General features: G+C 70.2%; 7 protein-coding genes. 6 read left to right on the forward strand and 1 reads right to left on the reverse strand.

Annotated elements, in window-relative coordinates:
• Positions 1-153: 153 nt before the first annotated feature.
• Together rpoB and C4U03_RS12175 are read left to right on the forward strand one after the other, a co-directional pair.
• Positions 154-3,636 carry a DNA-directed RNA polymerase subunit beta gene (gene rpoB, locus C4U03_RS12170; RefSeq protein WP_103937821.1) on the forward strand — a complete coding sequence of 1,161 codons (3,483 nt, stop codon included), beginning with the start codon at positions 154-156 and terminating at the stop codon, positions 3,634-3,636.
• 23 nt (positions 3,637-3,659) lie between these two features.
• Complete coding sequence (locus C4U03_RS12175) at positions 3,660-7,538, forward strand: DNA-directed RNA polymerase subunit beta' (protein WP_103937822.1); 3,879 nt, start codon at positions 3,660-3,662, stop codon at positions 7,536-7,538.
• Positions 7,539-7,689: 151 nt separating this feature from the next.
• On the opposite strand, the gene C4U03_RS12180 is transcribed toward C4U03_RS12175, so the two are convergent.
• Positions 7,690-8,448 carry a protein phosphatase 2C domain-containing protein gene (locus C4U03_RS12180; RefSeq protein WP_103937823.1) on the reverse strand — a complete coding sequence of 253 codons (759 nt, stop codon included), beginning with the start codon at positions 8,446-8,448 and terminating at the stop codon, positions 7,690-7,692.
• 75 nt (positions 8,449-8,523) lie between these two features.
• Here C4U03_RS12180 and C4U03_RS12185 point away from each other — a divergent pair, with 75 nt between their 5' ends.
• The 4 genes from C4U03_RS12185 (at position 8,524) to rpsG (ending at position 12,666) form a co-directional block, all read left to right on the forward strand.
• Entirely contained in the window at positions 8,524-9,378 is an 855-nt protein-coding gene (locus tag C4U03_RS12185; protein ID WP_103937824.1) for a DUF3152 domain-containing protein, read from the forward strand.
• Positions 9,379-9,661: 283 nt separating this feature from the next.
• Positions 9,662-11,233 carry a hypothetical protein gene (locus C4U03_RS42470; protein ID WP_103937825.1) on the forward strand — a complete coding sequence of 524 codons (1,572 nt, stop codon included), beginning with the start codon at positions 9,662-9,664 and terminating at the stop codon, positions 11,231-11,233.
• 591 nt (positions 11,234-11,824) lie between these two features.
• Positions 11,825-12,196, forward strand: a complete 372-nt coding sequence (rpsL, locus tag C4U03_RS12195) for a 30S ribosomal protein S12 (RefSeq protein WP_067832642.1) — start codon at positions 11,825-11,827, stop codon at positions 12,194-12,196.
• The gene (gene rpsG / locus C4U03_RS12200; protein ID WP_103937826.1) at positions 12,196-12,666 is read left to right on the forward strand and encodes a 30S ribosomal protein S7; all 471 of its coding nucleotides are present in this window, start codon (positions 12,196-12,198) and stop codon (positions 12,664-12,666) included. Before rpsL ends, rpsG begins: the two co-directional genes overlap by 1 nt.
• Positions 12,667-12,712: the final 46 nt, after the last annotated feature.

Consider the following 12,712-nt stretch of genomic DNA (forward strand, 5'->3'; position numbering starts at 1 on the left):
ACTGCTCCTTTGCGCTGCCCTCTGACTGTCCTCGTGCAAGAAATCAACCGTGCGCGGTCCGTGCACCCATGGGACCTGCTTTAACGATCTTGCTCGGCGATGGTCTGGCCTGCGCGTCACCAGTACCGCCGCGAGCCCTCGGAAGGACCACTCTTGGCAGCCTCGCGCAACGCCTCGAACACCGCAACCGGTCCGAACCGCGTTTCCTTCGCGCGTATCAAGGAACCACTCGAAGTCCCGGACCTCCTCGCTCTGCAGACCAACAGCTTTGACTGGCTGCTGGGCAACGAGAGGTGGAAGTCCCGCGTCGAGGCGGCTCAACTGGCCGGTGGGCGGAGTGTCCCGACCCAGTCCGGCCTGGAGGAGATCTTCGAGGAGATCAGTCCCATCGAGGACTTCTCCGGAACCATGTCGCTGTCGTTCCGGGACCACCGGTTCGAGCCGCCCAAGTACTCCGTCGAGGAGTGCAAGGACAAGGACATGACCTACTCCGCCCCGATGTTCGTCACGGCGGAGTTCATCAACAACTCGACCGGCGAGATCAAGAGCCAGACGGTCTTCATGGGCGACTTCCCGCTCATGACCCCCAAGGGCACCTTCATCATCAACGGCACCGAGCGTGTCGTGGTGTCCCAGCTGGTCCGCTCGCCCGGTGTCTACTTCGACCGCTCTCTGGACAAGGCCAGCGACAAGGACATCTACGGCTGCCGGGTCATCCCCAGCCGTGGCGCCTGGCTGGAGTTCGAGATCGACAAGCGCGACAACGTCGGCGTCCGCATCGACCGCAAGCGCAAGCAGCCGGTCACCGTGCTGCTCAAGGCGCTCGGCTGGGACGAGGCCCGCATCCGCGAGCACTTCGGCGCCTACGAGTCGATGAACGTCACCCTGGAGAAGGACCACACCTCCGGCCAGGACGACGCGCTGCTCGACATCTACCGCAAGCTGCGGCCGGGCGAGCCGCCGACCAAGGAGTCGGCGCAGACCCTGCTGGAGAACCTGTACTTCAACCCCAAGCGCTACGACCTGGCCAAGGTCGGCCGCTACAAGATCAACAAGAAGCTCGGCCTGGACCTGGACATGAACCAGGGCACCCTGACCGAGACCGACATCGTCGCCACGATCGAGTACCTCGTCCGGCTGCACGCCGGCGAGGAGGAGTCCGCGCTGGCGATCGCCGGTGAGTCCGGCGCCGTGGTGCCGGTCGAGACCGACGACATCGACCACTTCGGCAACCGGCGGCTGCGCACCGTCGGCGAGCTGATCCAGAACCAGGTCCGGCTCGGCCTGGCCCGGATGGAGCGGGTCGTCCGCGAGCGGATGACCACCCAGGACGTCGAGGCGATCACGCCGCAGACCCTGATCAACATCCGGCCGGTGGTGGCCTCCATCAAGGAGTTCTTCGGCACCAGCCAGCTGTCGCAGTTCATGGACCAGACCAACCCGCTGGCCGGGCTGACCCACAAGCGCCGGCTGTCGGCGCTGGGCCCGGGCGGTCTGTCCCGGGAGCGGGCCGGCTTCGAGGTCCGTGACGTGCACCCGTCCCACTACGGCCGGATGTGCCCGATCGAGACCCCGGAAGGCCCGAACATCGGCCTGATCGGCTCGCTGTCGGCCTACGGGCGGGTCAACCCGTTCGGCTTCGTGGAGACCCCGTACCGCAAGGTCGTCGACGGCCAGGTCACCGACGAGATCGTCTACCTGACCGCCGACGAGGAGGACCGCTACGTCAAGGCGCAGGCCAACTCGCCGCTGAACGACGACGGCACCTTCGCCGAGGCCCGCGTCCTGGTGCGCACCAAGGGCGGTGAGGTCGAGTTCCTGCCGCCGCGCGAGGTCGACTACATGGACGTCTCGCCGCGGCAGATGACCTCGGTCGCCACCGCGATGATCCCGTTCCTGGAGCACGACGACGCCAACCGGGCGCTGATGGGCTCCAACATGCAGCGGCAGTCGGTGCCGCTGCTGCGCAGCGAGGCGCCGCTGGTCGGCACCGGCATGGAGTACCGGGCCGCCACCGACGCCGGCGACGTGATCCTCGCGGAGAAGTCCGGCGTGGTGGAGGAGGTCTCCGCCGACTACGTCACCGTGATGAACGACGACGGCACCCGCACCACCTACCGGGTCGCCAAGTTCAAGCGGTCCAACCAGGGCACCTGCTTCAACCAGAAGCCCATCGTGGACGAGGGGCAGCGGGTCGAGGTCGGCCAGGTCGTCGCCGACGGCCCGTGCACCGACCAGGGCGAGATGGCGCTCGGCAAGAACCTGCTGGTGGCGTTCATGCCCTGGGAGGGCCACAACTACGAGGACGCCATCATCCTGTCCCAGCGCCTGGTGCAGGACGACGTGCTCAGCTCGATCCACATCGAGGAGCACGAGGTCGACGCCCGCGACACCAAGCTGGGCCCCGAGGAGATCACCCGGGACATCCCGAACGTCTCCGAGGAGGTGCTGGCCGACCTCGACGAGCGCGGCATCATCCGGATCGGCGCCGACGTCGTCCCCGGCGACATCCTGGTCGGCAAGGTCACCCCGAAGGGCGAGACCGAGCTGACCCCCGAGGAGCGGCTGCTGCGCGCGATCTTCGGTGAGAAGGCCCGTGAGGTCCGCGACACCTCGCTGAAGGTGCCGCACGGCGAGCAGGGCAAGGTCATCGGCGTGCGGGTGTTCTCCCGCGACGAGGGCGACGAGCTGCCGCCGGGCGTCAACGAGCTGGTCCGGGTGTACGTGGCGCAGAAGCGCAAGATCACCGACGGGGACAAGCTGGCCGGCCGGCACGGCAACAAGGGCGTCATCTCCAAGGTGCTGCCGGTGGAGGACATGCCGTTCCTGGAGGACGGCACCCCGGTGGACATCGTGCTCAACCCGCTGGGCGTGCCCGGCCGGATGAACGTCGGCCAGGTGCTGGAGACCCACCTGGGCTGGGTGGCCAGCCGGGGCTGGAAGGTCGAGGGCGACGACGCCGAGTGGAAGCGCCAGCTCAAGGCCATCGGCGCGGACGCGGCCGAGCCGTGGACCAACGCCGCCACCCCGGTGTTCGACGGCGCCCGCGAGGAGGAGATCGTCGGGCTGATCGAGAGCACCCTGCCCAACCGGGACGGCCAGCGCATGGTCGGCCCCGGCGGCAAGGCCAAGCTGTTCGACGGCCGCACCGGCGAGCCCTTCAAGGACCCGATCTCGGTCGGCTACATCTACATCCTGAAGCTGCTCCACCTGGTCGACGACAAGATCCACGCACGGTCGACCGGCCCCTACTCCATGATCACGCAGCAGCCGCTGGGCGGTAAGGCCCAGTTCGGCGGCCAGCGTTTCGGGGAGATGGAGGTCTGGGCGCTGGAGGCCTACGGCGCCGCCTACGCCCTGCAGGAGCTGCTGACCATCAAGTCCGACGACGTCCTGGGCCGCGTGAAGGTCTACGAGGCCATCGTCAAGGGCGAGAACATCCCGGAGCCGGGCATCCCGGAGTCCTTCAAGGTGCTGATCAAGGAGATGCAGTCGCTGTGCCTCAACGTCGAGGTGCTCTCCAGCGACGGCATGTCCATCGAGATGCGCGACACCGACGAGGACGTCTTCCGCGCCGCGGAGGAGCTCGGCATCGACCTGTCCCGGCGTGAGCCGAGCAGTGTCGAAGAGGTCTGAGGACACAAGGGGACAGATAGACAGTGCTGGACGTCAACTTCTTCGACGAGCTGCGGATCGGCCTGGCGACCGCCGACGACATCCGTCAGTGGTCGCACGGCGAGGTCAAGAAGCCCGAGACCATCAACTACCGGACCCTCAAGCCGGAAAAGGACGGCCTGTTCTGCGAGAAGATCTTCGGGCCGACCCGGGACTGGGAGTGCTACTGCGGTAAGTACAAGCGGGTCCGTTTCAAGGGCATCATCTGCGAGCGCTGCGGCGTGGAGGTCACCCGCGCCAAGGTGCGGCGCGAGCGGATGGGCCACATCGAGCTGGCCGCCCCGGTCACCCACATCTGGTACTTCAAGGGCGTCCCGTCGCGGCTGGGCTACCTGCTGGACCTGGCCCCCAAGGACCTCGAGAAGATCATCTACTTCGCGGCGTACATGATCACCTCGGTGGACGCCGAGCGGCGCGAGCGCGACCTGCCCACGCTGGAGGCGCACATCTCGGTGGAGCGCCAGCAGATCGAGCAGCGCCGCGACGCCGACGTGGAGGCCCGCCAGCAGAAGCTGGAGGCCGACCTGGCGGAGCTGGAGGAGGCCGGCGCCAAGGCCGACGCCAAGCGCAAGCTGCGCGACTCGGCCGAGCGGGAGATGAAGCAGCTGCGTGACCGCGCGCAGCGCGAGCTCGACCGCCTCGAAGAGGTCTGGAGCCGTTTCAAGAGCCTCAAGGTCCAGGACCTTGAGGGCGACGAGATGCTCTACCGCGAGATGCGCGACCGCTTCGGCAAGTACTTCGAGGGCGGCATGGGCGCCCGCGCCATCCAGGCGCGGCTGGAGAACTTCGACCTTGAGGCCGAGGCCGAGAAGCTCCGCGAGATCATCCGCACCGGCAAGGGCCAGAAGAAGGCCCGCGCCCTCAAGCGGCTCAAGGTGGTCTCGGCGTTCCTGAACACCCGCAACAGCCCGCTGGGCATGGTGCTGGACTGCATCCCGGTCATCCCGCCGGACCTGCGCCCCATGGTGCAGCTGGACGGCGGCCGGTTCGCCACCAGTGACCTGAACGACCTGTACCGGCGGGTGATCAACCGGAACAACCGGCTCAAGCGGCTGCTGGACCTGGGCGCTCCGGAGATCATCGTCAACAACGAGAAGCGGATGCTGCAGGAGGCCGTCGACGCGCTGTTCGACAACGGCCGCCGCGGCCGCCCGGTCACCGGGCCGGGCAACCGTCCGCTCAAGTCGCTGTCGGACATGCTCAAGGGCAAGCAGGGCCGGTTCCGGCAGAACCTGCTGGGCAAGCGCGTCGACTACTCCGGCCGTTCGGTCATCGTGGTCGGCCCGCAGCTGCGGCTGCACCAGTGCGGCCTGCCCAAGCAGATGGCGCTGGAGCTGTTCAAGCCGTTCGTGATGAAGCGGCTGGTGGACCTCAACCACGCGCAGAACATCAAGAGCGCCAAGCGCATGGTCGAGCGGGCCCGCCCGGTCGTGTGGGACGTGCTGGAGGAGGTCATCACCGAGCACCCGGTGCTGCTGAACCGGGCGCCGACCCTGCACCGCCTGGGCATCCAGGCGTTCGAGCCGCAGCTGGTCGAGGGCAAGGCCATCCAGATCCACCCGCTGGTGTGCACCGCCTTCAACGCCGACTTCGACGGCGACCAGATGGCCGTGCACCTGCCGCTGTCGGCCGAGGCACAGGCCGAGGCGCGGATCCTGATGCTGTCCACCAACAACATCCTCAAGCCGTCGGACGGCAAGCCGGTGACCATGCCCACCCAGGACATGGTGATCGGGCTGTACTGGCTGACGACCGAGAAGGAGGGGGCCAAGGGCGAGGGCCGGGCGTTCTCCTCGGTGTCGGAGGCCGTGATGGCCTACGACCGGGGTGAGCTGGACCTGCAGGCCAGGGTCCAGGTCAGGCTCAAGGACGTCCCGCCGCCGCACGGCTGGCAGGCGCCCGAGGGCTACGAGCCGGGCCAGCCGTACCGGCTGGAGACCACGCTGGGCCGCTGCCTGTTCAACGAGACGCTGCCGGACGACTTCCCCTTCGTGGACTACGAGGTGGGCAAGAAGCAGCTGTCGGCGATCGTCAACCAGCTGGCCGAGAACTACCCCAAGGTGGTCGTGGCGGCCGCGCTGGACGAGCTGAAGGACCGGGGCTTCCACTGGGCCACCCGCTCGGGCGTGACCATCGCCATCGACGACGTGGTGGCGCCGCCGAACAAGCAGGAGATCCTGGCGTCCTACGAGCGCCGCGCCGACAAGGTGCAGCGCGAGTTCGACCGCGGCCTGATCACCGACGACGAGCGCCGGCAGGAGCTCATCGAGATCTGGACGCACGCCACCGCCGACGTCATGGAGGACATGACCAAGGCGTTCCCGAGGACCAACCCGGTGTGGATGATGGTCAACTCGGGGGCCCGCGGCAACCCGCTGCAGGTCCGGCAGATCGCCGGTATGCGCGGTCTGGTCTCCAACCCCAAGGGCGAGACCATCCCGCGGCCGATCAAGTCCTCCTTCCGTGAGGGCCTGTCGGTGGTCGAGTACTTCATCTCGACCCACGGCGCCCGCAAGGGTCTGGCCGACACCGCGCTGCGCACCGCCGACTCCGGGTACCTGACCCGTCGTCTGGTGGACGTGGCGCAGGACGTCATCGTCCGCGACACCGACTGCGGCACCGACCGGACCATCCCGTTCCGGGTGGCCGACCGGGCCGCCGACGGCTCGCTGGTCAAGGCGGTGAACTCCGAGACCAGCCTGGTCGGGCGGACCATCGCCGAGGACGTCGAGGTGGACGGCACGGTGATCTTCCCGGGCGGCACCGACCTGTCCGACGTGGTGATCACCCGGCTGGTCGAGTCGGGCGTGGAGGAGGTGCGCACCCGCAGCTCGCTGGTCTGCGAGTCCAAGATCGGCGTGTGCGCCGCCTGCTACGGCCGCAGCCTGGCCACCGGCAAGCGGGTGGACGTCGGTGAGGCGGTCGGCATCATCGCCGCCCAGTCCATCGGCGAGCCCGGCACCCAGCTGACCATGCGGACCTTCCACACCGGCGGTGTCGCCGGGGCGGACATCACGCACGGTCTGCCGCGTGTCACCGAGCTGTTCGAGGCCCGTATCCCCAAGGGCGTGGCGCCGATCAGCGAGGTGGCCGGCCGGGTCAAGATCGAGGAGACCGAGAAGACCCGGAAGATCATCATCATCCCGGACGACGGCTCCGACGAGGTCGCCTACCCGGTGCCGATGCGGTCGCGGCTGATGGAGGGGGTCCGCGAGGGCGCCCACGTCGAGGTCGGCCAGCAGCTCATCGTGGGTGCCCAGAACCCGCACGAGGTGCTGCGCATCCTCGGCCCGCGGGCGGTGCAGCTGCACCTGGTCCAGGAGGTCCAGGAGGTCTACCGGTCGCAGGGTGTGTCGATCCACGACAAGCACATCGAGATCATCGTCCGCCAGATGCTCAAGCGGGTGAACATCCTCGAGTCGGGCGACACCGACCTGCTGCCGGGCGACCTGGTGGAGCGTCCGCTGTTCGAGGAGACCAACCGCGCGGTGGTCGCCGAGGGCGGCACCCCGGCGGCCGGCCGGCCGGTGCTCATGGGAATCACCAAGGCCAGCCTGGCCACCGAGTCGTGGCTGTCGGCGGCGTCCTTCCAGGAGACCACCCGGGTGCTCACCGAGGCGGCCATGCACGCCAAGAGCGACCCGCTGCTGGGCCTCAAGGAGAACGTCATCATCGGTAAGCTCATCCCGGCCGGTACCGGCATGCCGCAGTACCGCAACGTCCGGGTCGAGCCGACCGAGGAGGCCAAGGCCGCGGTGTACTCCGTGGGCTCCTACGACGACGGCGCCGAGTACGCCTTCGGCCAGGGCTCCGGCGAGGCCGTCCCGCTGGAGGAGTACGACTTCGGGCAGTACAACCGCTAGTCCCTGACGGCACAGGCACAGGGCCCCTCCCGGTTCTCCGGGAGGGGCCCTCGCCGTTTCCGGCGGTGGCGGCGCGCCGGGATCGGCCGCCGCCACGGCCGGCCCGGAGACGGCCGCCCCGCGTACGGCACGGCCCCGGCCGGACGGGCGGTCAGCGGAATCGGACGAGGGCCGCGGTGGCGTCGTCGTGTCTCTTGCCGCGGCGGCCCGCCCGCTCGGCCGCGGTCTCGGCGAGCTCGGCCAGACGGGTGCGGCGGATCAGCTCGGCCGGGCCCTCGCGGTCGAGGACGTCCAGCAGGCCCCGCCAGTCCAGGAGCCCGAAACGCTCCACGAGCCGTGCGGCCCCGTCGCTGAGCACCGCCAGGCGCCGCACGTCTGACAGCGTCGCCGAGCCCGTCACGGCCTCGTAGGCGGCCTCAGGGCGGGCACCGGCCACCCAGAAGCCCCCGGGGGCGTTGCGCAGCCGTCGTACCGCCTCGGCGGTGTAGGAGGGCAGCCGGGCGGTCCGGTCGTCGAGCACCACCTCGATCCGGCCGTCCAGGTCGATGACCACGGGGGAGTCGGCCAGCACCAGCCAGTCCAGCCGCTCGCCCCGGCGGCGCACGACGGCGGCGGTCGTCGAGGGGCTGTCGGGGTTGGTCAGGTCGCAGCCGTCGGCGTGGGCGCGGCGGGCGCCGCCGATGGCCTCCGCCAGCAGATCGGCCAGGGGAGCGGCGGCCTCCGCGGTGAGCAGCCGGGCCAACTCGCCCGCCAGCCGCGCCACCAGCCAGCGCGGGCCGTGCACGCATCCGGAGTCCACGTCGGGCCGCTGCGTCGCCCCGTCGAGCAGGACGACCCAGCCGTCGCCCGCCACGACGCAGTCCTCGTTGGGCCGTCCGGGCGTGGCCTCGCTGGCGTAGCGGATGTCCACGATGCTCCTGGTAAAAGCGGTCTTGACGGAAGATCATCTTGCCAGTCGCCCCAGGTTTGGCATGCTGTCGGCTCTATGCGCACCCGTACGCCCCACCGGGCCCACCCTCACGGACACGCCGACGGCGGCTGGGCGGCCGAGGACGACGACTGGCTGGACGATGCCATCCACGGCGCCGCACGCCGCAGACGCCGCGTCAGGTTCCTGCTCGCCGTCCTGGCGGCGTGCGTGGCCATCGGCACGGCCGCCGCCCTCACCTGGACCCTTCTGCCGGCCGCCTCCGGCAAGGGCAGGGCCTCCCTCGGCGACCCGTCCCACGGGACCGCGAGGCCGAGCGCCACGCCCACCCCTACTCCCACCGTCATCCCCAGCCGGGGCACCGGCAAGTTCATCCGGGCCACCGGATCCGGCCGCAAGGTGGGGCGCGGCACCCTGCTGCGGTACGCGGTGGAGGTCGAAGGGGGCATCGGCCAGCAGGCCGATGCGTTCGCCCGGGTCGTCGACGGCATCCTGGCGGACCGCCGGGGCTGGACCGCCGCCGGCAAGTGGGCCTTCCAGCGGGTCGGATCCGCCCGCTACGACTTCGTGGTCCGGCTGGCGGCCCCCAAGACGGTCGACAGGATCTGCGCCAAGTACGGGCTGGACACCGAGAGCAGGGTCAACTGCGCCGGCGGCAAGGAGGTGGTGGTCAACCTCAGGCGCTGGCTGCTGCTGACTCCCGTCTACAAGGGCAGGCCCCAGCTGTACCGGGCGCTGGTGATCAATCACGAGGTCGGCCACCGGCTGGGCTTCGACCACGTGACCTGCCCGCGCAAGGGCCGCCCCGCCCCGGTGATGCAGCAGCAGATCTTCGGGATGAAGGGCTGCGTGGTCAACGGCTGGCCCTATGATTCCCGCGGCCGTCTCATCACCGGCCCGGCGGTACCGTGACGGTCGGCGGGACGGACACGGCATGCCGTGGCGTGGTCCGGCCGTTACCCGGCAGGCATCAGCCGAACCCGGACCGGGTACAGAACGTCCCACCAGATGACCATCGAAGCGTGGTGATTTGCGGTGGCGCTTGCCATCCGGGCAGGCTGGAGAATTGAATGCCCATGGCGTGACGTCGTCATGGGTCGACGACGAGCTTGGGGGCCGCGTCATGCGCGCCTCGGAGCACAACAGGATGGGCCTGGGCGGACCGTCCAGGGAACGGTGCTGAAGGAGCCCGACGATGACCGAGCAGAGCGGCACGCAGGGACCGCAGTGGCCGACGCCCGACAACCAGGACCCGTCCCAGAGCGGTGAGGGCCAGGAGGCGCGGCCTGACCAGGAGGCGCCCGCGCCGCCGGTGCGGCCGATGGGCGACCGCACGGTGGTGTTCGGCGCGCCTTCGCGCGGCGCCACTCCGCCGGGCAGCGCCGCCCCACCGGGCGGCGGCACGGAGCGCACCGAGCCCGCCGGCCCGGGGTCCGGCGAGCGTCAGGAGCGGCCCACCCCGCCGCCCGCGCCGCCCACCATGATCGAGCAGCCGATCGCCGGCCTCGGCGCCGAGCCGCCCCAGCAGCCGCAGCAGCCCTCCTACGGGCAGCAGCCCGGCGGCTACGGCCAGCCCCAGAACCCCTACGGCCAGCCCCCGCAGCAGTACGGGCAGCAGCCGTCCTACGGCCAGCCGCAGCAGTACGGCCAGCAGCCTCCGCAGAGCCCCTACGGCCAGCCGCCGCAGGCCCCTCAGCAGCCCTACGGGCAGCAGCAGCCGCAGCAGCAGTACGGCGGAGCTCAGGACCCGTACCGCCCGCCGTCCTACGACCAGCCCCAGGAGCCCCCGGCGGGCGTGTCGGGCGGCGAGCGCACCCTGATCGTTCCGGGTCCGGGCGCCGACGAGCAGCAGCCGTCCTACGGCGCCCAGCCTGAGCGGCCCCCCGCGGCCGACCAGGCGACGGTGGCCTGGTCCCCGGGCACCGACGTGCCCGTCGCCGGGGCGCACGACCGTGCCGAGAGCCCGCAGCAGACCCCCCAGCAGAACGAGCCGTGGCAGCAGCCGCAGGCCCCCGGGCGGGCCGAGCAGCAGCCCTGGCAGCCGCCCCAGCCGGGCGGCGGCGAGCGCACGCTGATGGTGCCCCCGCCCGAGCCCGGCCAGTACGCCGGGCCGGTCCCCGAGGAGCCGCGCTCGTACGAGCCGCCGGCCGGGGCCGCGGGCCAGGGCTACGGCGCCTCTCAGGGCTCCGACAGCGACGCGCAGTCCACCCAGGCCTTCGACCCGGGCTCGGGCTCGGAGTCGTCCGCCTCGCCCGCCTCGCCTGCCTATCCCGACCAGTCCCAGTGGCAGCAGGGCTCCGAGCAGCAGGGCCAGCAGTCCTATGGGCAGCAGCCGTACGGGCAGCCGGGCCAGCAGGCCTACGGCGCGCCGGGCAGCCAGCAAGGCTATGGCCAGCAGCAGGGCTACCCCCAGCAGCAGTACGGCCAGCAGCCCGAGGGCCAGCAGGGGCAGCAGTACGGTCAGCAGCACTACGGCCAGCCGCAGGGCGAGCAGGCGTACGGCCAGCCGGGCCAGCCGGGCCAGCAGGGCCAGTCGCAGCAGGCGTACGGCGCCCAGCCCGGCCAGCAGTACGGCCAGCAGGCGTACGGCGCCCAGCCGGTGGGCCAGCAGCAGCACTACGGCCAGCCCCAGGGCCAGTACGGCGCGCAGACCTACGGCGGCAGTGCGGACACCGCCAAGGACGGCAAGAAGGGCCTGTGGATCGGGGTCGGCGCCATCGTCGTGGTGGTGCTCATCGTGATCATCCTGGTGGCGTTCGTCCTCTAACTCCCTCTAACTCCTGGAGGTCCTCCAGGGACGTGCCCCGTCACCGGGGCGGCGAAGGGCGGCCGGAGACCTGCCGCCGGCCGGATCCGCGGTGGCGGCCCCTTCCCTCCTTTCGGACTCCTGGGTCACAATGCCGACGGGAACTCCCGTCGGCATTGGCCCGTTCTACGGCCGGGACCGTCCCGGCCGCCGCCGAGACGGGCCGGGTCCGAGCTTGCGCCGGACAGGCCGGACACGGTAATGGCGTGCTCGCTTTGACCTATGCCGCAAGCGTGGGTAGTCTCTTCCTTCGTGCCCGTGGCAGCGGGTCACATGTGCGTGCGCGCCGGCGAGGCCCTCTGGGAGCCAGTCCTAGCGCCGCCAATCCACTCCCCGGCTTGTCGGCCCGATGCGGGCCGTGGCGGTCGCGTTACGCCTTGACGTGAGAGCGGAAAGGGCGACACGCCCGACCGCGTGGGTCGGAGAGGCCGGGAAACCGGCAGGTCACAGCCTCGCCAGGGGCGGTGATGACGGCCTTCGTCAGAGGTGTTTTCGGGCGAGGGCCAGCAGTTGTGAGAATTACCGGCTCGGTACGAGGAAGACGGAGACGCGGTGCCCACGATCCAGCAGCTTGTCCGCAAGGGCCGCCAGGACAAGGTGACCAAGAACAAGACGCCTGCGCTCAAGGGCAGCCCCCAGCGCCGGGGTGTTTGCACGCGCGTCTACACGACGACGCCCAAGAAGCCCAACTCCGCCCTCCGCAAGGTCGCGCGTGTCCGGCTGACCAGCGGGATCGAGGTCACCGCCTACATCCCCGGCGTCGGGCACAACCTGCAGGAGCACTCCATCGTGCTCGTGCGCGGCGGCCGTGTGAAGGACCTGCCGGGTGTCCGTTACAAGATCATCCGCGGTTCGCTCGACACCCAGGGTGTGCGCAACCGCAAGCAGGCGCGCAGCCGCTACGGCGCGAAGAAGGAGAAGTAATGCCGCGCAAGGGCCCCGCTGGCAAGCGCCAGCTCATCGCCGACCCGGTGTACAACTCGCCGCTGGTCACCGCGCTGATCAACAAGGTGCTCCTGGACGGCAAGCGCTCCATCGCGCAGCGCATCGTGTACGAGGCCCTCGAGGGCGCCCGGGAGAAGACCGGCAACGACCCGGTCGTCACCCTCAAGCGCGCGCTGGACAACGTCAAGCCGACCATCGAGGTCAAGAGCCGCCGGGTCGGCGGTGCGACCTACCAGGTGCCGGTGGAGGTCCGGCCGGCCCGCAGCACCACCCTTGCGCTGCGCTGGCTGGTGACCTTCTCCCGCGCCCGTCGCGAGAAGACCATGACCGAGCGGCTGATGAACGAGCTCATCGACGCCAGCAACGGTCTGGGCGCTTCGGTCAAGAAGCGCGAGGACACGCACAAGATGGCGGAGTCGAACAAGGCTTTCGCCCACTACCGCTGGTGATCCCGGCGGACCTACTGACGACGAACGACGCGAGGACGCGAGCACA

It is taken from the genome of Thermomonospora echinospora (assembly GCF_900108175.1).
GTDB classification, from domain to species: Bacteria; Actinomycetota; Actinomycetes; order Streptosporangiales; family Streptosporangiaceae; genus Thermomonospora; species Thermomonospora echinospora.

Coding starts and splice junctions, on each gene's coding strand:
- C4U03_RS42470 (WP_103937825.1), top strand. CDS start 9,662: ATGACCGAGCAGAGCGGCACGCAGGGACCGCAGTGGCCGACGCCCGAC.
- rpsG (WP_103937826.1), top strand. CDS start 12,196: ATGCCGCGCAAGGGCCCCGCTGGCAAGCGCCAGCTCATCGCCGACCCG.
- C4U03_RS12185 (WP_103937824.1), top strand. CDS start 8,524: ATGCGCACCCGTACGCCCCACCGGGCCCACCCTCACGGACACGCCGAC.